16 protein-coding genes are annotated in these 19,593 nt (G+C 69.7%); 12 read left to right on the top strand and 4 right to left on the bottom strand.

The features are described from left to right. The first annotated feature begins 272 nt into the window (after nucleotides 1-272). Together HV826_RS17200 and HV826_RS17195 are read left to right on the top strand one after the other, a co-directional pair. Nucleotides 273-2,495 (top strand): bifunctional (p)ppGpp synthetase/guanosine-3',5'-bis(diphosphate) 3'-pyrophosphohydrolase, encoded by a 2,223-nt coding sequence (locus HV826_RS17200; RefSeq protein ID WP_176418115.1) that lies wholly within the window; start codon nucleotides 273-275, stop codon nucleotides 2,493-2,495. 80 nt (nucleotides 2,496-2,575) lie between these two features. Further along, nucleotides 2,576-2,962 carry a RidA family protein gene (locus tag HV826_RS17195; protein WP_217917159.1) on the top strand — a complete coding sequence of 129 codons (387 nt, stop codon included), beginning with the start codon at nucleotides 2,576-2,578 and terminating at the stop codon, nucleotides 2,960-2,962. Between the two features lie 86 nt (nucleotides 2,963-3,048). Here HV826_RS17195 and HV826_RS17190 read toward each other — a convergent pair whose 3' ends face one another. After that, nucleotides 3,049-5,025 carry a thioredoxin domain-containing protein gene (locus HV826_RS17190; protein ID WP_176418113.1) on the bottom strand — a complete coding sequence of 659 codons (1,977 nt, stop codon included), beginning with the start codon at nucleotides 5,023-5,025 and terminating at the stop codon, nucleotides 3,049-3,051. A gap of 196 nt (nucleotides 5,026-5,221) precedes the next feature. Between HV826_RS17190 and HV826_RS17185 the strand changes: the two genes are divergently transcribed. Next, a complete protein-coding gene (locus HV826_RS17185) occupies nucleotides 5,222-5,452 on the top strand; it encodes a sulfurtransferase TusA family protein (RefSeq protein ID WP_176418112.1) in 231 nt (76 codons plus the stop codon). Between the two features lie 28 nt (nucleotides 5,453-5,480). On the opposite strand, the gene HV826_RS17180 is transcribed toward HV826_RS17185, so the two are convergent. Then, on the bottom strand, nucleotides 5,481-6,389 hold the full coding sequence (locus HV826_RS17180) for an ABC transporter ATP-binding protein (protein WP_176418111.1): 909 nt from the start codon (nucleotides 6,387-6,389) through the stop codon (nucleotides 5,481-5,483). Further along, nucleotides 6,386-7,303, bottom strand: a complete 918-nt coding sequence (locus HV826_RS17175) for an ABC transporter permease subunit (RefSeq protein ID WP_176418110.1) — start codon at nucleotides 7,301-7,303, stop codon at nucleotides 6,386-6,388. The genes HV826_RS17180 and HV826_RS17175 overlap by 4 nt, the downstream gene beginning before the upstream one ends. A 120-nt stretch (nucleotides 7,304-7,423) precedes the next feature. Between HV826_RS17175 and HV826_RS17170 the strand changes: the two genes are divergently transcribed. Further along, nucleotides 7,424-8,830: a penicillin-binding transpeptidase domain-containing protein gene (locus tag HV826_RS17170; RefSeq protein WP_176418109.1), complete on the top strand. Its 1,407-nt coding sequence runs from the start codon at nucleotides 7,424-7,426 to the stop codon at nucleotides 8,828-8,830. An 8-nt stretch (nucleotides 8,831-8,838) separates the two neighbouring features. Here HV826_RS17170 and HV826_RS17165 read toward each other — a convergent pair whose 3' ends face one another. Beyond that, the gene (locus HV826_RS17165) at nucleotides 8,839-9,993 is read right to left on the bottom strand and encodes a DUF4388 domain-containing protein (protein WP_176418108.1); all 1,155 of its coding nucleotides are present in this window, start codon (nucleotides 9,991-9,993) and stop codon (nucleotides 8,839-8,841) included. A gap of 21 nt (nucleotides 9,994-10,014) precedes the next feature. On the opposite strand from HV826_RS17165, the gene HV826_RS17160 reads away from it, so the two are divergent. From HV826_RS17160 to HV826_RS17125, 8 genes are all read left to right on the top strand, one after another. Beyond that, entirely contained in the window at nucleotides 10,015-10,293 is a 279-nt protein-coding gene (locus HV826_RS17160) for a glutaredoxin family protein (protein WP_176418107.1), read from the top strand. A 45-nt stretch (nucleotides 10,294-10,338) separates the two neighbouring features. Beyond that, a complete protein-coding gene (locus tag HV826_RS17155) occupies nucleotides 10,339-11,367 on the top strand; it encodes a GGDEF domain-containing protein (RefSeq protein WP_217917157.1) in 1,029 nt (342 codons plus the stop codon). Nucleotides 11,368-11,410: 43 nt separating this feature from the next. Further along, the gene (locus tag HV826_RS17150) at nucleotides 11,411-13,072 is read left to right on the top strand and encodes a sigma-54 dependent transcriptional regulator (RefSeq protein WP_176418106.1); all 1,662 of its coding nucleotides are present in this window, start codon (nucleotides 11,411-11,413) and stop codon (nucleotides 13,070-13,072) included. A 53-nt stretch (nucleotides 13,073-13,125) separates the two neighbouring features. Next, nucleotides 13,126-14,439: a GNAT family N-acetyltransferase gene (locus tag HV826_RS17145; protein ID WP_176418105.1), complete on the top strand. Its 1,314-nt coding sequence runs from the start codon at nucleotides 13,126-13,128 to the stop codon at nucleotides 14,437-14,439. 113 nt (nucleotides 14,440-14,552) lie between these two features. Continuing rightward, on the top strand, nucleotides 14,553-15,362 hold the full coding sequence (locus tag HV826_RS17140; RefSeq protein ID WP_176418104.1) for an ActD protein: 810 nt from the start codon (nucleotides 14,553-14,555) through the stop codon (nucleotides 15,360-15,362). Then, nucleotides 15,362-17,605, top strand: coding sequence for a caspase family protein (locus HV826_RS17135; protein WP_176418103.1), 2,244 nt, complete (start codon nucleotides 15,362-15,364; stop codon nucleotides 17,603-17,605). Before HV826_RS17140 ends, HV826_RS17135 begins: the two co-directional genes overlap by 1 nt. 140 nt (nucleotides 17,606-17,745) lie before the next feature. Beyond that, entirely contained in the window at nucleotides 17,746-18,312 is a 567-nt protein-coding gene (locus HV826_RS17130; protein ID WP_176418102.1) for a tetratricopeptide repeat protein, read from the top strand. Nucleotides 18,313-18,471: 159 nt separating this feature from the next. Further along, nucleotides 18,472-19,590: a 3-deoxy-7-phosphoheptulonate synthase gene (locus HV826_RS17125; protein WP_176418101.1), complete on the top strand. Its 1,119-nt coding sequence runs from the start codon at nucleotides 18,472-18,474 to the stop codon at nucleotides 19,588-19,590. Nucleotides 19,591-19,593: the final 3 nt, after the last annotated feature.

Below are 19,593 nucleotides of genomic sequence, written 5' to 3'. Positions count from 1 at the left end.
GGCGGGGCGCGGCGGTGGGCTCGGCCAGGGCCTGGCCGCAGAGCGCACATGCGGCCGAGCGAGGCGAGTTGTACCCGTCACAGTTCGGGCAGACCACGGCGAGGGAGGACAGCAGGAGCTGTGACATGAGCGGAGGCGAATCTACGGGGCCGTAAAACACCGGGTCAACGAAAGCGAACGCACCAACTGGGGTGTCCTGGAGGGAGGTGACGTCCAGGTGTGGGGCAACGTTGCCCCTCCGTTGGTGCAAAGTTACGATTGCTCCTCATTCGATGATTCGCCTGAACGACATCCTCCAACGGGTTTCCCAGTACCACCCCGACCCCGACCTGGACATCATCAAGAAGGCCTACGTCTATTCGGCCAAGGTCCACCAGGGTCAACTCCGGAAGTCAGGCGAGCCCTACCTCGTCCACCCGCTCGAGGTCGCCGGCATCCTGGGCGAGCTCAAGCTGGACGAGGCGTCCATCGTCACCGGACTCCTTCACGACACCATCGAGGACACGCTGGCCACCGCGGAGGAGCTGACGGAGCTCTTCGGTTCGGAAGTGGCCCAACTGGTAGACGGCGTCACCAAGCTCTCCAAGTTCTCCGCCTCCGCCAGCCTGTCGCAGGAGGAGAAGCAGGCGGAGAACTTCCGGAAGATGATCATCGCGATGGCGCAGGACATCCGCGTCATCCTGGTGAAGCTGGCGGACCGCACGCACAACATGCGGACGTTGGACCACATGTCGGAGGAGAAGCAGGCCCGCATCGCGCAGGAGACGCTGGACATCTACGCGCCGCTGGCCAACCGGCTCGGTATCTCCTGGATCAAGACAGAGCTGGAGGACCTGAGCTTCCGCTACGTCAAGCCGCAGGAGTTCTTCGCGCTCCAGGAGAAGCTGAACAAGCGCAAGAAGGAGCGGGAGAAGTACATCGAGGACACGTGCGACGTCATCCGCTCCAAGCTGGCCGAGCGTGGGCTGAAGGGCGAGGTGAGCGGCCGCTTCAAGCACGTCTACAGCATCTACAAGAAGATCAAGTCACAGGGCATCGACTTCGATCAGATCCACGACATCATCGCCTTTCGCATCATCGCGCCCGCCGCGCCCTCCTGCTACGAGGCGCTCGGGCTGGTGCATGAGATGTGGAAGCCGGTGCCGGGGCGCTTCAAGGACTTCATCGCGATTCCGAAGCCCAACATGTACCAGTCGCTGCACACGACCATCATCGGTCCGCTCAGCGAGCGCGTGGAGGTGCAGATCCGCACCGCGGAGATGCACAAGATCGCCGAGGAAGGCATCGCCGCGCACTGGAAGTACAAGGAGGGCAAGGCCGTCATCTCCAAGGATGACGAGAAGTTCGCCTGGCTGCGGCAGTTGATGGAGTGGCAGCAGGACCTGAAGGACCCGAAGGAGTTCCTGGAGACGGTGAAGGTGGACCTCTTCACCGACGAGGTCTTCGTCTTCACGCCCAAGGGCGACGTGCGCTCGCTGCCTCGCGGCGCCACGCCGGTGGACTTCGCCTACGCCATCCATTCGGACGTGGGCAACCGGTGCGTGGGCGCCAAGGTGAACGGGAAGATCGTCCCGCTCCGCTACAAGATGAAGAACGGGGACACGGTGGAGGTGCTCACCAGCCCCCAGCAACACCCGTCCAAGGACTGGCTCACCTTCGTCAAGACGAGCCGGGCGCAGCAGCGCATCCGCGGCTTCATCAAGCAGCAGCAGCGCGAGAAGAGCCTGCAGCTGGGGCGCGAGCTGGCGGACCGCGAGCTCAAGCGCTTCCAGCTCAACTTCAACCGGTTGCTCAAGTCCGGCGAGATGAAGAAGGCCGCCGTGGACCTGGGCTTCCGCGTGGAAGACGACATGCTGGTGGCCATTGGCTACGGCAAGGTGACGCCGCAGCAGCTGTCACACCGGCTCGTCCCCCAGGAGAAGCTCAACGCCGCGGAGGCCGGGGCACGCGCGGACGCGAACACCGCCGCCTCGGCGCCCTCCGGTGGAGGGGGCAACTCGGTGCTGCCGGGCCTGTCCCGCGTCACCGACCTGGCGAAGCGGCTGGTGGGCCGCAGCAGCCGCAGCGGCGTGCAGATTGGTGGCGTGGACGATGTCCTCGTGCGCTTCGGGCGGTGTTGCAACCCCGTGCCCGGAGATCCCATCGCCGGCTTCATTACCCGGGGGCGGGGCGTCACGGTCCACACGGTCGGCTGTGAAAAGGCCCTGGCCACGGACCCCGAGCGGCGCGTGGACGTGTCGTGGGACGTCCGGGGCGACTTCAAGCGCCCCGTCACCCTGCGCGTCCTCACCGCGGACCGGCCGGGTCTGCTGGCGGACATCACCAACACCTTCTCCAAGAAGGGCGTCAACATCTCCCAGGCCAACTGCCGGGCCACCGGGGATGACCGGGCGGTGAACACCTTCGAGGTCACCATCTCCGACCTCAAACAGCTCACCGACCTGATGCGGACCATCGAGCGGCTCCAGGGCGTCTACTCCGTCGAGCGCATCTAGCCGCCCTCGCCTTTCGTGTTAGAGCGCCCGGAAACCCCGGCGGCCCGGTTCGGGCCGCTCTCACCCCCGAGGTGCGCCGCATGGCTCGCAAGACAATCCACTCCGACCAGGCCCCCAAGGCCATTGGCCCGTACTCCCAGGCGGTGCAGGTGGACGCCGGGAAGATGACCTTCCTCTCCGGCCAGATTCCCCTGGACCCGTCCACCATGGAGATGGTGCAGGGCGACGTCGTCGCGCAGGCGGAGCGGGTGATGGAGAACCTGAAGGCCGTGCTCGCCGCCAGCGGGCTGGACTTCTCCCACGTCGTGCGCTGCACCATCTTCCTCATCGACCTGGGGGACTTCGCCCGGGTGAACGAAGTCTACGGCCGCTACTTCACCGGCGCGCCGCCGGCCCGCGCCACCGTGCAGGTGTCCGCGCTGCCGCGTGGCTCCAAGGTGGAGATTGACGCCATCGCCGTGTCCTGAGGCGACGGCTGGAAAGACGAAGGCCGCCGGACTCAGAGGAGTCCGACGGCCTTTGTCGCGTCAGGGCCCTGGGGCCCCGGCGGGGACTACTTGGAGTCGGCCACCGTGGGGCCGCTCTTCTTCAGCTCCTCGTCGATGACGCGCTTGAACGCGTCGACGGGCTGGGCGCCCACGAGCGTGCGGCCATTGATGAAGAACGTCGGGGTGCCGTTGGCGCCCACGCTGGACGCCTGCGCCATGTCGGCCTCGATCTGCGCGTTGAACTTGCCCTGGTCCAGCGCGGCCTTGAACTTGTCCATGTTCAGGCCCAGCTCCTGCGCGTACTTCTCCAGCGAGGCGCGGTCCAGCGCGCGCTGATTGGCGAAGAGCTTGTCGTGGTACTCCCAGAACTTGCCCTGCTCGTGCGCGGCCAGCGCGGCGGCGGCGGCCGGCTTGGCGTTGGCGTGGAAGGGCAGCGGCTGGTTCTTGAAGGCGACCTTGATCTTCCCGCCGTACTGGTCCTCCAGCTGCTTCAGCGTGGGCACCACGCGGCTGCAGAAGGGGCACTCGAAGTCGGAGAAGGCGACGATGGTGATGGGCGCGTTCTTGTTGCCCTTCACCGGGGCGTTGCCCACGTCCACCTTCTGGACCGGGGGCTCGGCGGGGGCGCCAGGGGCCGCGGCGGCCGCCTTCGGGGCGTTGGCGACGTTCTCCGCGTTCAGCTTCGCGTAGAGCTCCTCGGGCCGGGTGCCGGCGGCGAGCAGCTTGTCCGCCTTGCCAATCTCCTCGTCGATGACGCGCTTGAAGGCCTCGAAGGGCTGCGCGCCGACGAACTCACGGCCGTTGATGAAGAACGTCGGGGTGCCGTTGGCGCCCACGGCGTTGCCGGCGGCCATGTCAGCCTCGACCTTCGCCTTGAACTTGCCCGAATCCAGGGCGGCCTTGAACTTGTCCAGGTTCAAGCCCAGCTCCTGCGCGTACTTCTCCAGGGAGCCGCGGTCCAGGGCCTTCTGATTGGCGAAGAGCTTGTCGTGGTACTCCCAGAACTTGCCCTGCTCGTGGGCGGCGTGGGAGGCCTCGGCGGCCAGCTTCGCGTTGGCGTGGAAGGGCAGCGGCTGGTGACGGAACACCACGCGCACGTCCTTGGCGTAGCCGTCCTTGATCTTCGACAGGGTGGGGCCCACGCGGCTGCAGAAGGGGCACTCGAAGTCAGACCACTCGACGATGGTCACCTTGGCGGTGGCCGGGCCGAAGGAGGGCGAGTCCGAGGGGACCTCCACCTTGTGGACCTTGGCGGCGGGCTGCTGCTGCTGCTGCGCCTTGGGCGCGGCGCGCTCGGCGCCCTTCTCGATGATCTTCGCGTACACCTGCGAGGCGGGCACGCCGCCCTTCACCAGGTTCTCCGCCTTGACCAGCTCCTCGTCGATGAGGGCCTGGAAGTTGGCGATGGGCTGCGCGCCCGACAGGAAGCGGCCATTGATGAAGAAGGCCGGGGTGCCGCTGGCGCCCAGCTGGCTGGCCAGGGCCTGGTCGCGGGTGATGATGTCCTGGAACTTGGGGTTGCCCAGCTCGGCCTTCCACTTGTCCAGGTTCAGGCCCAGGTCCTTGGCGTACTGCTCCAGGGACGCGTCATCCAGCTTCTTCTGATTGGCGAAGAGCTTGGCGTGGTACTCCCAGTACTTGCCCTGCTCGCCGGCCGCCATCGCGGCGATGGCCGCGGGCTTGGCGCGCGGGTGGAAGGAGAGGGGGTTCTGCTTCATCACCACGCGGAGCTTCTTGCCGTACTGCTCCTGGAGCTTCTCGATGGTGACGTTCGCCCGGCTGCAGAAGGGGCACTCGTAGTCGGAGAACTCGACCACGGTGATGAGCGCGTCAGCGCTGCCGTGGGTGGGCGAGTTCTCGACGGGCACCTTGAACACGGTGGGATCCACCGGTCGGCGTCCACCCGGCGCCGGGGCGGCGGCAGGCGAGTTCGGTGCGGCCTTGGCGACTTCGGACTTCGTGGACGGGCCGGTGGTGACGCGGCCGCCAACGAACCCGAGCACCAGGCCGACCAGCAGGGCCACGATGACATTGGGCTTCATGAGTGGTTCTTGCTCCTTCGCCATGGGGCCGGCATTGTGGGCCCGAGCGGGTTTTCAACGAGGGCAGAGGGCGGCGGTCTTAACAGAGGGAATTCCAGACGCGCAAGCAAGCCGCTCTGGCATTCCAGGGAGCCGCGCCCCCTCAGGGGGCCCCAAACTTGGGAGACTTCGTAAAAATTCCGTCAGAGTCCCGATCATGGACGCGGCCGTGCACATCGACACCCGGGGGGCCTTGTGTCCCATGCCCATCCTGGAGCTCGCCAAGGCCATGAGAGCCCTGGCGCCAGGGACGCTCGTGGAGCTCGTCTCCACGGATCGCGGGCTGGAGGCGGACCTCCCCGCCTGGTGTGAGGCTACGGGGAATCCACTGGTTCGCCTGGAGCGCCGGGAGGCCCTCTACGTGGGCTGGGTGCGCAAGGCGGGTTGAGCCGCCTGCCGCCAGCCCACGCCTCGCTTCAGAGCATCTGCAGGACGCGGTCTTCCAGGCGCTGGCCGCGGCTGACGCCCAGGATGAGCACGTCGTGCTGCAGCAGGTGACGCACCACCTGGCTGATGACCTCTTCGGGCGCCACGCCGCCGCTGAAGCGCACGCGCAGCACGGTGTCGCTCTCCATGCGCGCGTCCGTGACGTGCGGCATCCCGGTGAGCTCCGGGATGATGACGCTGCCGCGGGCGATCTGGACCCGGAACTCGGCGCCCTGGCCGGTGAGCTCATTCATGCTCCCCGCCTGGGCGAGCGCGCCCTTGTCGAGGATGGCGGCCGCGTCACACAGCTCCTCCAGCTCCTGGAGGTTGTGGCTGGAGACCACCACCGTCTGCCGGCCCTTCATGTCGCGGATGACCTGGCGCACCTGGGCGGCGATGCGCGGGTCCAACCCGGCGGTGGGCTCGTCCAGCAGCACCAGCGGCGGGTTGCCCATGAGGGCCTGGGCCATGGCCGCGCGCTTGGCCATGCCGTGGCTGAGCGCCTGCGTCTGGACGTTCCAGGCCTCCATGAGGCCCACCTTGTCCAGGGCCTCGCGCGCCTCGCGCTCGGGCTCAGCCAGGGCGGACAGCCGCGCCCAGTATGTGAGCAGCGCGCCCACCTCCCAGCCGGGCGGCAGCACCGCGTCCTGTGGCAGCGCGCCCAGGAGGCCCTTGAGGGCGCCCGGGGTGGTGGGGTCCACGTCCATGACCTTGAGCGTGCCCTCGGACGGGTAGAGGTAGCCGCACATCATGGAGAAGGTGGTCGTCTTGCCGGCGCCGTTGGGGCCGATGAGCCCGTACACCGTGCCCTTGGGCACGGAGAAGCTGACGCCGTTGACGGCGACCTTGGGGCCGAAGCGCTTGGAGACGCCGAACAGTTCAATGGCCACGTCGCTCACAGGTCCCTCGCGCGCAGGATGCCGTAGGCCGCCATCAGGAAGACGAACGCGAAGACCGCGTAGGCGGCTCCGCTCGCGCCGAACTGCGCCAGGCCCGGGTGCAGCAAGTCACTGGCGTAGTACGACGGCGACAGGTAGCGCAGGAAGCGCAGGTTGCCCGTGTCACCCGACGCCCGGCCGATGGTGTCCATCAGCCAGAAGACGAACAGCAGGATGAAGTTGAAGACCAGGCTCACCGCTGGCGACCGGAACAGGCTGGAGCACAGCGTCGTGAGGGCCACGTAGGCCAACGAGAAGACGATGGCCGCCAGCCAGAACTTCAGCAGGTTGAGCGCCACGGCGGCGAAGCCGAAGTCCGGGTTGGCCACGCGGGCGTAGACGAAGATGGCCAGGTCGATGATGAGCACCAGGCCGAGCAGCAGCGTCGCCTGCGTCAGGAACTTGCCCAGCAGCACCGACGAGCGCCGCGCGCGCACCGTGAGGTAGCGCATGGAGCGCGGGCCCACCTCACCGCTGATCTGATCGAAGCCCATCAGCGCGATGTACGCGGGCAGGAAGAAGAGGGTGATCTTGAAGACGATCAACACCTCCAGCGGCACCTGCGCCAGGGCCTCGATCATCGCGGAGTCGTTGCTGGTGAGGAAGCCCAGCACGCCCTTGCGCATCTCCTCGTTGATCTGCACGGAGGCGCTCGCATCCGCCCCGGCGCCCTCCAACTGCTTGGCGACGGCGCCGCGGATTTCGCCCGCGAGCCAGCCGACCACCAGCAGCACCAACGTGGAGAACATGCTGTAGAGGCCGAGCAGCACCACCGTCCGGCCACTGCGCACGGCCCGGCGGAGCTCGGCGCTCCAGATGACCACCGTTTCTTTCAATCCGTCCAAAGTGTGGGCGAACCTAGCGGAGTTGCACACCCCTCCGCCAAGTTTCTGATTTCAGCGAGGGGTGGAAGCGACCGGGGAGGCATCCGTGGACAGCGCGTCCCCAGCCGGTAGGATCCAGGCGTCGTTCACCCCCTGGAGCCCCCCGCAGCAATGCGCTTCCACCGCCGTCTCCTGTCCGCCGCCGCGCTGCTCCCCCTGGTCCTCGTCATTGGAGCGACCGAGCCGGAGCAGCCCGCGTCCGCCGGTGTCTCCGGAGACGGTGGGGTGGGGGCGAGCGCCCCTGGCACGGCGTCCCAGGATACCGTCCAGACGGACGCGGGGCCTTCAGGCTCCGCCGCCGTGTCCGCCGCGGCGGTGCTCGGGGGGGAGTCTCCAGACGGGGGCCTTGCGGCGCTGGCCGCGGAGCCGGGGATGGTGCCGCCCGCTCCCGTGCCCTCGCGCGCGAAGGCGCCGCCCATCGCCAAGGTGAAGCCGCTGCCCAGGTCCGCGGACCTCATGGCCCGCGCGACGCTGGAGGGCGGGAAGCTGGTGGTGAAGGAGAAGGGCGGCAAGAAGACGCAGCTCACCATCGACCCGGTGCTGCAAGCGTCGCTGACGCAGATCCTCCGCAATTATGAGACGCCCTACGGCGCGGCCGTGGTGCTGGAGCCGTCCACCGGACGGGTGCTGGCGCTGGCGGAGCACTCGGCGGCGAGGCCGGAGCTGCGAGGCCTGCCGGTCCGCGCGGTGTTCCCCGCGGCCAGCGTCTTCAAGATCGTCACCGGCAGCGCGCTGCTGGAAGCCGGCGTCACGCCGGAGACGGAGGAGTGCTTCCACGGCGGCAAGCGGCGCATCTCCGAGAAGCACCTGCAGGACAGTGAGCGGGACGGCGCCTGCTATTCGCTGGCGCTGGCCATGGGCAAGAGCGCCAATGTCATCTTCGCCAAGCTGACGAACAAGCACCTCACCGTGGACGCGCTGCGCCGCATGGCGGCCCGCTTCCGCTTCAACCGTGAGATTGAGTTCCCCGTGCCGACGGACGTGTCGCTCGCCGCCATCCCGGAGGAGCCGTTCAGCCTGGCCAACACGGGCGCGGGCTTCGGGGACGTGTACCTGTCCCCGCTGCACGGCGCGCTCGTCGCCGCGGTGGCCGCCAACGAGGGCCGCTGGGTGGACCCGCTCCTCTTCGAGCCCGAGGGCCCGGCGCCGCTGCTCCCGGTGGAAGGCGAGCCCGTCCTCTCACCGGAGGCCGCGAAGGCCCTCACGGTGATGCTGGAGGAGACCGTCACGCACGGCACCGCGCGCGCCGTGTTCCGCGAGCGCGGCTTCCGCGTGGACGACGCCGTGGGGAAGACAGGCTCCCTGGCGGATCGCGAGCCCTTCCGCGACTACTCGTGGTTCGTGGGCTTCGCGCCCAAGGACAACCCGCGTGTCGCCGTGGCCGCCATCATCGTCAATGACCCCAAGTGGCGCATCCGGGGCACCTGGCTGGGACGCGAGGCGCTCCGCCTGGGCCTGGAGCGGCTGCCCGCGCCCGTGGAGATGACGGCCCCGGCCTCCGCCGCCGGCAAGCACTGACGCGTCCGTCAGCGCGGCGTCAGCTTCACCAGCCCCGCGTCCACGAAGCCGGCGAAGAACTTCAGCGCATCCAGCTCCTGCAGCGGCGATACGTGGACGATGGCGGCCACGTCGCGCCGTCCGTCGATGCGCGACAGCAGGTAGCGCTCCGGCGCGGAGAGCTGGAGCGTCTTCAGGTGCCCGGGCGCGACCTGGAGCGTGGGGACCCTGGGCGGCTCGGACAGCTCCCGCCGCAGGTGCACCAGGAGCTTCTCCTGGGCCGCCTTGACGAACTCCGCCGTGCGAGGGGAGGGCGACATCTCATGCGCCCGCCGCGCCAGCGCCTCGCCGTCCCGCGCGTTGCCGGCGTCGAGGAACAGCTGCGCGGCCTGGAGCACCTCGTCCGACGACGTCTCCGAGCCGATGATGCCCGGCTCTGCGTCCTCCTCCACCACCACGGACAGCTCGGACGCGGGCGGCTCGTCGGACACCTTCACCGCGTCCAGGCGGTAGAGCGCGTACAGCCGCTGGTAGAGGAAGAAGTCCGTGGCGTGCAGCGCCAGCGCGATGCCGTCGATGGTGAGGCCGTCCTTGATGAGCTGGACGATGCGCTCGTCCATGCTCCCGGGCTTGCGTTCGGGCAGCTTGCGCTCGTCCACCGCGAGCCGGACCGCGCCGGAGGGGAAGACGGCGCGGATGGCCTGCCAGGCCGTCTCCCGGAACTCGCCCTCGCGGTGGACGTCCAGCAGCTCTACGCTGACGTCCAGTCCCGCGACCTCCGGCGCCGTGTCCGCCGCCTCGAAGACGAAGTCGCCGTCCTCCCAATGGAAGGCGTCGAGGATCATCTCCCGGAACTTGTGGCTGAGCGTGCCGCGCACCGTGGCTTCCGGCACCAGCCCCGTCATCACCAGAATCTTCCCCAGGAAGATGCGCGTCTCCGCCTGGGTGGAGAACGCCTTCTCCAGCTGGTCCTCCGTCAGGTGGCCCATATTGATGAGGAACTGACCGAAGAACTCGCGCGGCTGGTTGGAACTGGCGCTGACCACATGGCCTTCGCGCAGCTCCAGTTGCTTGCGCACGTCCCCACGCTCCACCTTCAGGGACCCCGTCGCTCGCCGGTTCCCGAGATAGACGACGAGGTCCTTGAGAGGCATCGTCGAGAAGTCGCCAGACAAGCCGCGCATTAACCGTCCATCCTGCCCCGCATGCGCGTCGATATCTACTCGAAACCCAATTGCTCTCTCTGTGACAAGGCGGCCGCCGTCGTGGAGTCCGTGCGTGCTCGCATCCCCTTCGACCTGCGGATCATCTCCATCCTGGAGGACGCGGAGGCCTTCACCGCCTGGCGTTACGACATCCCCGTGGTCGTCATCGAGGGGGTGCCCGCCTTCAAGCACCGCGTGGACGCCGCGGAGTTCGAGGCGCGGCTGCATGAGGTCAAAGGTGGCACAGCCATTGCTAAATCCGCTGCCCAGAATGGGTAGCCAGCTTCCCTTCGCTAGTAAATCCGAGGGGATGAAGAAGTCGGGATGGGGTTCGAGGCTGTAATTCAGGGGTGGGCCTCGAAAAGCGGCGGAGAAAAGTTCACGCGGGAAGGTGGAACGGTGGGTGTGCGAAGGAAGCGAGTGGGCAAGGCCGGACAGCCGCCCACCGTGCTCGTCGTCGAGCCACGAGCAGCAGACCTGGAGCGGACCCGGTTGCTCCTGGGGGAGGCCGGCTTCCGGGTGGTGCCGGTGACGCGCTTCGACGCGGCGGTGCCGCTCTTCGAGGTCATCCGCCCGGCCGCGGTGTTGCTGGCCGCGCAGGCGCCGGACTTCGCGGCCGTCCAGGTCGCGCGCCGGTTGCGGCAGCTCAGCCATGGCGCGGTGCCGCTGCTCTACCTGGTGGATGAGCGGGACGCCGAGGCCCGGCGGTACTGCCTGGAGCGGGGGCAATGCGTGGACCTGGTGCCTCGTTCGGGCACTGGCGTGGAGCTGGCGACCAAGCTCCACGCCCAGCTGAAGCTGAAGGACGCGGTGCTGCGGGCCGCGGCGGGGGAGGAGGCCGGCACGGCCCAGGCGCTTCATGACCCGGTGACAGGGCTCTACAACCGGCCCTTCCTGCTGGAGCTCATCAACCTGGAGGCGCGGCGGGCGGAGCGCTACGGCGGCGGTTTCTCCGTGATGGCGGCGGAGGTCGGGGGCTGGTCGGCCTTCCGCAAGGAGTTCGGGCGCGGCATGGCGGAACGTCTGCTGGTGTACAGCGCGGTGGTGCTGGGGCAGACGGTGCGCGACGCGGACGCGGTGGCCCGCGTGGGTGAATGTCAGTTCGCGCTGATGCTGCCGGGGACGCCCGCGGAGTCGGTTCAGGAGGTGGTAGGCCGCGTGGCGGCGCGCTTCGACACGGCGCGCTTCCAGGTGGAGGGGAAGGTGGTGCGCGCGTCACTGGAGCTGGGGACGGTGAGCTTCCCGGACTCGGTGGGAACGCCCACGCAGTTGTTGAGCGCGGCGCAGCAGGACATGCGACGCGCGCGTGAGTTTCGCCGGATGGTCGGGAGCTCCTCCCGGCTGTCGGTGTGAGGGTGGTCGGACTTCGATGCAGCGGGCGAGTGGAGGCGAGGGGATGGACCGGATCGCGGTGCTGGTGGTGGATGACGAAGAGTCGGTGCGCACGTTTCTGTCTGAGCTGCTCGGCAGTGCGGGGTACCAGGTGCGCTGTGCCGCGAATGGCAGCCAGGCGCTGGAGATGCTGTCAGGCGGCTCCTTCGACGCGGTGTTGCTGGACGTGGTGATGCCGGAGATGAGCGGTCTGGAGGTGCTGCGCCGCTACCAGTCCATGGGCGGCGGGGCGCCCGTCATCGTGCTCAGCGCGCTGTCGGGGGCGGACGATGCCGTGCGCGCGATGAAGATGGGCGCCAGCGACTACCTGGCCAAGCCGTTTGGCAACGACGAGCTCCAGGACGCGTTGGCCCGGGCCCTGGGAACGCGGGCGCCGGAGCGCCAGGTCGTGGCGCCCGTCCTGCCCGCGCGCGGGGTGATGCCGGCGGCGGAGCCAGCGCAGGAGCAGCGCGTCCTCATCTCCACCTCGCCCGCCATGCGCCGCGCGCGCGCGCTGGTGGAGCGCATCGCCGACACCGACGTCCCGGTGCTGCTGCTGGGCGAGTCCGGCACGGGCAAGGAGGTCATCGCGCGGGAGATTCACGCGCGCAGCCAGCGGCGCAACCGTCCGTTCATCAAGGTGAACTGCGCGGCGCTGCCCGGCGAGCTGCTGGAGAGCGAGCTGTTCGGCCACGAGCGCGGCGCCTTCACCGGCGCCACCGCGGAGAAGCCAGGCAAGTTCGAGCTGGCCGACCAGGGCACCATCTTCCTGGACGAGATTGGCGAGATGGCCATCCGGCTCCAGGCCAAGCTGCTCCAGGTGCTCCAGGACGAGGAGTTCTTCCGCGTCGGTGGCAAGAAGAGCGTGCGCGTGGACAGCCGCGTCGTCGTGGCCACCAACCGCGACCTGGAGAAGGAAATCGCGCTGGGCAACTTCCGCGAGGACCTCTTCTACCGCCTCAACGTGGTGGCCATCCGCCTGCCGGCCCTGCGCGAGCGCCGTGAGGACGTGGTGCCCCTGACGGACCACTTCCTCAAGAAGTACGGCCGCGGCTATCTCAGCGGCGTGTCCGAGCTGCCCACGGAGGTGCTGCACGCCTTCGCGGACTACGACTGGCCGGGCAACGTGCGTGAGCTGGAGAACATGGTCCGCCGGCTGTGCGTGCTGAAGGACCCGACGCTGGTGCTCGACGAGCTTCGGGCCGGGGTCCGCACCCCCGCGAGCGCGCCGTCCCTCCCCACGTCCTACGCCGGTGACGACGGTGGCCCCTTCGGCCGCGCGCACGACGAGGGCTTCCGCACGCCGCCGCCCGCCGTGCAGGTGCTGGAGATGCCGTCGCGCGGGGCCGCCTTCGGGCTTGCGTCCGTCGCGCCGCTGGCTCCGCCCGCGCACGCGCCCATGTTGATGGAGTCCGCGAACGCGGTGGTGGCCGCGCCGCGCTACGTCAATCCCTTCGACGTGCCACAGCCTCCGCCTCCGCCCGCGCCTGCCGGGGAGCCGTCCCTGAAGGACATCGGCAAGCGGGCCGCGATGCTGGCCGAGCGCGAGGCGATACTCGCCATGCTCCAACGCACCGCGTGGAACAAGCGGCGCGCGGCCACCAAGCTGCGCATCAGCTACAAGGCGCTCCTCTACAAAATCAAGGAGTGCGGCATCATCGACCCGCGCTCGAGCGCGGAGCTGTAGGGGCGCCGCAGCCGTCGCTTGCACTGTCCCCGCGGTCTCGCTATCGCGGGGACATGACGCCTCCTCTTGTCCTCCTGGGGTCCGGTTACACGCTCACGCGGCTCGCGGTGGCGGAGGCCCGCGCCGGGCGCGACGTGCTGGCGGCCACGCGTGACGCCGCGCGCCGGGCCGACCTGGAGCGCGCCGGAGCCCGCGTCACCGACCTGGATGACGCGCTCACGCACACCGCGGGGGCGCACGTCGTCGTCTCGGTGCCGCCCGACGCGGGGTTGGACACGCGCATCGCCTCGGCGCTGGCCGGCCAGGCTCCCGCGCGGCTCGTCTACCTGTCCTCCACCGGCGTCTATGGCCGCGCGCGGGGCCACGTGGACGAGGACACCCCGGTGGAGCTGTCCACGCCGTCATCGCGCGAGCGCATCGAGGCGGAGTCGCGCTACCTGCCGCTGGGCGCCATGGTGATGCGCATCGCCGGTATCTACGGGCCGGGGCGCGGCATCCACACGCGCCTGCTGTCGGGGGCGCTCCGGCTGCCCGAAGGCGGCGGCGGACGCATCTCCCGCATCTATGTCGATGACCTGGTGGAGTCCCTTCGCGTGGTGCTGACGCGTGGCGAGCCTGGCGCCCTGTACTGCGTCGCGGATGACCGCCCCGCGCCCACCGAGGAGCCGGTGGCCTGGCTCAGCCAGCGCCTGGGCGTACCGATGCCGCCCCGCATTCCCGTGGCGCAGCTCAACGAGACGGTGCGAGGCGACCGCGCCATCTCCAACGCGCGCCTGAAGTCGCTGGGCTGGGCGCCCCGCTACCCGGACTTCATCGCGGGGTACACGGCGCTGCTGGAGGCGGAGGGCCGCGGCGCCGGACCGACGCAGGTCGTCATCCGCAAGCTGGTGGCGGAGGACGCGGAGGCGTTCAAGGCGCTGCGGCTCAGGGGGCTGCGGGACAACCCGGAGTCCTTCGCGGCCTCGGAGGAGGAGGACTCGGCGCTGTCCCTGGAGGCCGTGCGCGGCTGGCTGGTGGGCGAGTCCCAGTGCGTCCTGGGGGCCTTCCACGGTGGGCAGCTCGTGGGCGCGTTGGGGTTGAAGCGCGAGTCCCGGGCCCGGCTGGCGCACAAGGCGGTGGTGTGGGGCATGTACGTGGCGCCGGAGGTCCGCTCGCGGGGCGTGGGCCGGCGGCTGCTGACCGCGCTCATCGACGAGGCGCGGAAGCTGGGCGGCCTCAAGTGCCTGCTGCTCGCCGTCGCGGTGGGGAACGCGCCCGCGCACGCGCTGTACCGCTCGCTGGGGTTTCGGACCTACGGCGTGGAGCCCAACGCGCTGAAGGTAGGGGAGACCTTCCTCGACGAGGAGATGATGGTCCTCACCCTGTGAGCCGGGGCGGGTGACAGATTTTCGAGGCCCCGGTGTTCCAGGTGACGCGCGAGGCCGGAGGCGGCGGGACACGGGAACCGAGGGCTCTTCGCCGCGCTGGAGACGCACTGCGCATGGCCCCTGGCACCCCTGACTGGCTTCTGGAGCGAATCATCCTGGGCGAGCTGCCGCCAGCGGCGCTGTCCGCCGCGCGAGCCCGGCTCGAGCGTGAGCCCGGCGGCGCCGCGAGGCGGGCCCGGCTGGACGCCGACTCTCGCCAGACGCTGGAGCGTCATCCGCCCGCCGCGGTCGCCGCCGAGGTGGCCCGGCGCGAGCACAAGGCCCTGGCCCGCGCGGCGGAGGCGCGGCGCGGCGACTCGCAGGGGTGGCATGGGCTGTCACTCAGCGTCCCCGTGGCCGCCTCGCTGGCGCTGCTCTTCATGTCCGCGCCGGAGGCGCAGCCGGAGCCGTCCGAGTCACCGGTGCCGCTCATGGTGATGCTGGACACCGTGCGCATCAAGGGCGGGCCGCGCCTGCGGGTCCACCGGCAGGGCGCGGGCGAGCCGGAGCTGCTCGGTGAACAGGCCCGGGCGCGCCGCGGTGACGTCCTGCAGCTCAGCTACGTGCCGGGTGGAAGCCGCCATGGGGTCGTGGTGTCGGTGGATGGGCGCGGCGGCGTGACGCTGCACCATCCCTCCACGCTGACGGGCAGCACGGAGCTGGGCCCCGGCGAGGCGGTGCCGCTGGCCCATGCCTACGAGTTAGATGACGCGCCGGACTTCGAGCGCTTCCTCTTCGTCACGTCCGAGGCCCCCTTGGAGGTGGCGTCGGTCCTGGAGGCGGCGCGCGCGCTTGCCCGTCAGCCCAGCGACGCGCGCACCCTGCCGCTGCCACTTCCGGATACCCTGGGCCAGACGTCCTTCACGTTGGAAAAGGTGCGGTGATGACGCGGTCCCTCCTGTTTTCGCTCCTGCTCGTGCCCGCCCTGGCCGCCGCGGCTCCCACGTCCTCGGCGCCGCGGGCGTCGGTGCGCCGCTTCGCGCTGCTGGTGGGCGTCAACGACGGGGGCGAAGGACGCGCCCGGCTCCGGTACGCCGTCACGGATGCGCGCTCGTTCGGCAACGTGCTGGAGGAGCTCGGCGGGGTGCAGCCGCAGGACACGCTGCTGCTGCTGGAGGGCGACCGCGCGGCGCTGGAGTCCGCCCTGGTCCGCTTCAAGGCGATGGTGGCGGCGGCGACCACGCCGGGCACGCGCATCGAGGCGCTCATCTACTATTCGGGCCACTCCGACGAGCAGGGGCTGCTCCTCCAGAAGGACCGCTTTGGCTACCGCGAATTGCGCAAGGCGCTGGAGTCGCTTCCCGCCGACGTGCGCATCGCCATCCTGGACTCGTGCGCGTCCGGCACGCTGGCCCGCCAGAAGGGCGGGGTGCGGCGTCCCGCCTTCATGGTGGATGCGTCCTCCGCGGTGCGCGGCCACGCCATCCTCACGTCGTCTTCCGAGGACGAGGTGTCCCAGGAGTCCGACCGCATCGGCGGCTCGTTCTTCACCCACAACCTGGTGTCCGGCCTGCGGGGCGCGGCGGACGTCTCCGGGGACGGCCGGGTGACGCTGCACGAAGCCTACCAGTTCGCCTTCCACGAGACGCTCGCGCGCACGGAGCAGACGCGGGCCGGAGCACAGCACCCCGCGTATGACATTGAGCTGGCGGGCACCGGCGACCTGGTGATGACGGACCTGCGCTCCACCGCCGCGGTGCTCGTCCTGGAGGACCTGGTGGACGGGCGGCTCTTCGTCCGCGACTCCCAGGGACGTCTGGTGGTGGAGCTGAAGAAGTACGCGGGCCGCACCACCGAGCTGGGGCTGCAGAAGGGCCGCTATTCGGTGATGCGCAAGGTGCTGGACCAGACCTCGCATGCGGAGTTCGAGCTGGGGGAGGGCGGCCGGACGGTGCTGGCGGCCTCCGCCTTCCGCGCGGTGCAGGGGGAGCTGACGGCCATGCGCGGCGGCGGGGCCCTGCCCGCGGCGGTCTCCGCGGGCGCGTCGGAGGTCGCCGCGGCGGGCAGCGGGCGCCGGTCGCGCTTCGTCAACGTGGGCCTGTTCCCCGGCCTCCAGACGAATGACCTCATGACCTCCGGCGAGCCCGTGGACAACCACCTCTCCGTGTCCATCGGCATGGCGCGCATGGCGCGGCTGGACGGCGTGGCGATGGCCCTGGGCGCGAACGTGGCCACGGACAAGGTGGACGGGCTGCAGCTGGCCCTGGGCGCGAACGTGGTGCGGGGCGACATGTCGGGCACGCAGTTGGCCATTGGCGGCAACTGGACGCACGGCAAGGCGGAGGGCGTCCAGGCCGCGATAGGCCTCAACCTGGCGCGGGCCAGCGGCACGCTGGGGCAGCTCGCGGTGGGGGCCAACGTGTCCGGCACGTCGCTGGCGGGCGCGCAGCTGGCCGTGGGCGGCAACTGGACGGCGGGGGACGTTGACGGTGTCCAGGGCGCGGTGGGGTTCAACCATGTGCGGGACCGGGTGACGGGCCTCCAGGTGGCCGTGGGCCTGAACTGGGCGGCGGAGGCCCGGGGCGCGCAGCTGTCCCTCCTCAACGTGGGCGGCGACGTGAAGGGCGCGCAGGTGGGCCTCGTCAACGTGGCGGGGCGGCTGAACGGCCTCCAGCTCGGGCTGGTGAACGTGTCGCGGGAGCTGGAGTCGGGCGTGCCGGTGGGCCTGGTGAGCATCGCGCGCAACGGCCAGTTCCACGTCGAGGCCTTCGGCAATGACTTCAACTACGCCAACACCGCCATCAAGGTGGGCAGCCGCTACCTCTACACGACGCTCGTGCTGGGCATGGGCTCCATGGAGGGGGCGCGCGGTCCCAGTCACTGGTCGCTGGGGCTGGGGCTCGGCGCGCACATCCCTGTGTCCGAGCGCTTCTTCCTGGACGTGGACGCGGTGACGAACACCCTCTACGACTGGAGCGTGTCCTTCGAAGGCAACAGCCTCCTGCATCAGCTCCGGCTGGTGGCGGGGTTCCAGGTGGCGCCGAACCTGGCCATCATCGGCGGGCCCACGCTCAACGTGCTGCACGACGTCAGCGGGGAGCCCGCGTCGAACCTGAGCCGCCTGCCGAGCCTGGACGCGGGGGGCGTGCGCCTGTGGCCGGGTGTGCAGGTGGGCCTGCGCATCTGACTGACGCAGGGGCCAATGGCTCCCATCAGCGGGACGAAAGCGCGCCCGGGAATGACGTCTTTCCATGGGGACTTCCCCGGTGACAGGCTGCCCCTCCGGCCCAGGAGCGCGGCCGGTGTCACCCTTGCGCTGGGGGAGAGATGTCCAAGTTGCTGTTCGCGGCCTTCAATGAGGGCGTGAGCCTGTCCATGGCGGGCAACCACGAGGCGGCCATTCTCGCGTTCAACAAAGTGCTCGCCGTGGACCCCAAGCACGTCCCCGCGCTCACCGGGAAGGGGGCGTCGCTGGCCACGCTGGAGCGCTTCGAGGAGGCGCTGCGCTGCTTCGAGCGCGCCATCGAAGTGGACCCCACCGAGGCCGAGGCCCACCGCGACGCCGCCCTCTGCCAGTTGGAGCTGGGGGAGCCGGAGGCCGCCGCGCTGTTGCTCCAGCGCGCCATGCAGCTCAACCCCACGCCGGGCTACCGCGAGTCCGCCGCCGTCCAAATCTACACCCTGGGCAACGCGCTGCTGACGCGGGGCTCCCGCCGCCCGGACAAGGCGCGCTACCGGCAGGCCCGCCACGTCTTCGAACTGGCGCTGACGCTGTCCCCCGGCTCCGCCGAGTGCGCCCGGGCCCTGGCCGACGTGTGGGAACACCTGGGGGATTCCGCTCAGAGAGACCACTACACCCAGCTCGCCTCCCGGCTCCGCCCCGTGCCGGCCTAGCAGACGGCCCGCCGGGGCCTGGACGACCTGAAACCCCATTCCGGTTTCAAGTCCGGACGCGGCAAAGCGGGTCGAAGTGTTACACCCGACGCGGCCTTTTTCCGCTATACTTCACGCAATTCGCGTAAAGTCCGACAACGCCGCCCGGGAGAACCCAAGATGATCGTCATGCTCGAGCCGGACTCGCCTGAGTCCGTGGTGTCCGCCGTCCTCCAGGTCGCTGCTCAGTACAAGGGAGTGACGCCTCGGACGCACGTCATCGGGGGCTCCGAGTACACGATTACGGAGATCTACCTCCTGGGTTCCACGGCGCAGGTGCCGGTGGAGCCCTTCGAGCAGATTCCGGGCGTGCGGCAGGTGGTGCGCGTGTCGCAGAAGTACCGCGTCATCGGCCGGCACAAGGGCCAGCGGACGTCCGCGGGCTTCGAGTACAACGGCGTCAGCTTCGACGAGCGCTCCGTGAATGTGTTCGCCGGCCTGTGCGCCGTGGACAACCCGGAGAACGTGGACACGATGATGGCGGCGCTCGCTCGCTGCGGCATCCGCACCACGCGCATGGGCGCCTACAAGCCCCGCACCAACCCCTACGAGTTCCAGGGCCTGGGCGCCGCCTGCCTGCCCTGGGTGTTCGAGTCGGCGGGCAAGCACGGCATCAAGGTCATCGCGATGGAGGTGACGCACCCGCGTCACATCGACGAGATTCGCGACGCGCTGGAGCGCTCCGGCAACGCCACCGGCGTCATGCTCCAGGTGGGCACGCGCAACGCGCAGAACTTCGAGCTGCTCAAGAGCATTGGTCAGCAGCGGGTCTTCCCGGTGCTCTTCAAGCGCGGCATGGGCATCACCCTGGAGGAGTCGCTCAACGCGTGTGAGTACGTGGCGAGCGAGGGCAACCCGAAAATCATCTTCTGCCTCCGCGGCGTGAAGACGCACCTGGGTGACCCGCACCGCAACATGGTGGACTTCGCCCATGTGCCCGTGGTGCGCCGGCTGACGCGCCTGCCGGTGTGCGTGGACCCGTCGCACGCCATTGGCCAGGCCGCGCCGCCGCCGGACGGGCTGCCGGACGTCTTCCACGCCATTGGCCAGGGCATCATCGCCGGTGCGTCCATGGTGCTGGTGGACTTCCACCCGCAGCCGGAGGCCGCCCTGTGTGACGGGCCCCAGGCGCTGCGCATGGAGCAGCTCCCCGCGCTGCAGCGCTACGTCCAGCTGGTGCGCTCCGCGTACGAGACGGCCGTGCAGCACGGTGACGGGCTCCAGGCCACCAGCGCCTGAGCG

The organism is Myxococcus sp. AM010 (assembly GCF_013372585.1).
In the GTDB taxonomy this organism is placed as follows: Bacteria; Myxococcota; Myxococcia; order Myxococcales; family Myxococcaceae; genus Myxococcus; species Myxococcus vastator.
Note: the sequence above shows the minus strand (reverse complement) of the source record. Positions and strands in the feature narration are given on the sequence as shown.

Excerpts from the sequence above, each read along its gene's own strand:
- HV826_RS17200 (WP_176418115.1), top strand. The coding sequence starts at position 273 with ATGATTCGCCTGAACGACATCCTCCAACGGGTTTCCCAGTACCACCCC.
- HV826_RS17195 (WP_217917159.1), top strand. The coding sequence starts at position 2,576 with ATGGCTCGCAAGACAATCCACTCCGACCAGGCCCCCAAGGCCATTGGC.
- HV826_RS17190 (WP_176418113.1), bottom strand. The coding sequence starts at position 5,025 with ATGAAGCCCAATGTCATCGTGGCCCTGCTGGTCGGCCTGGTGCTCGGG.
- HV826_RS17185 (WP_176418112.1), top strand. The coding sequence starts at position 5,222 with ATGGACGCGGCCGTGCACATCGACACCCGGGGGGCCTTGTGTCCCATG.
- HV826_RS17170 (WP_176418109.1), top strand. The coding sequence starts at position 7,424 with ATGCGCTTCCACCGCCGTCTCCTGTCCGCCGCCGCGCTGCTCCCCCTG.
- HV826_RS17165 (WP_176418108.1), bottom strand. The coding sequence starts at position 9,993 with ATGCGCGGCTTGTCTGGCGACTTCTCGACGATGCCTCTCAAGGACCTC.
- HV826_RS17160 (WP_176418107.1), top strand. The coding sequence starts at position 10,015 with ATGCGCGTCGATATCTACTCGAAACCCAATTGCTCTCTCTGTGACAAG.
- HV826_RS17155 (WP_217917157.1), top strand. The coding sequence starts at position 10,339 with ATGGGGTTCGAGGCTGTAATTCAGGGGTGGGCCTCGAAAAGCGGCGGA.
- HV826_RS17150 (WP_176418106.1), top strand. The coding sequence starts at position 11,411 with ATGGACCGGATCGCGGTGCTGGTGGTGGATGACGAAGAGTCGGTGCGC.
- HV826_RS17145 (WP_176418105.1), top strand. The coding sequence starts at position 13,126 with ATGACGCCTCCTCTTGTCCTCCTGGGGTCCGGTTACACGCTCACGCGG.
- HV826_RS17140 (WP_176418104.1), top strand. The coding sequence starts at position 14,553 with ATGGCCCCTGGCACCCCTGACTGGCTTCTGGAGCGAATCATCCTGGGC.
- HV826_RS17135 (WP_176418103.1), top strand. The coding sequence starts at position 15,362 with ATGACGCGGTCCCTCCTGTTTTCGCTCCTGCTCGTGCCCGCCCTGGCC.
- HV826_RS17130 (WP_176418102.1), top strand. The coding sequence starts at position 17,746 with ATGTCCAAGTTGCTGTTCGCGGCCTTCAATGAGGGCGTGAGCCTGTCC.
- HV826_RS17125 (WP_176418101.1), top strand. The coding sequence starts at position 18,472 with ATGATCGTCATGCTCGAGCCGGACTCGCCTGAGTCCGTGGTGTCCGCC.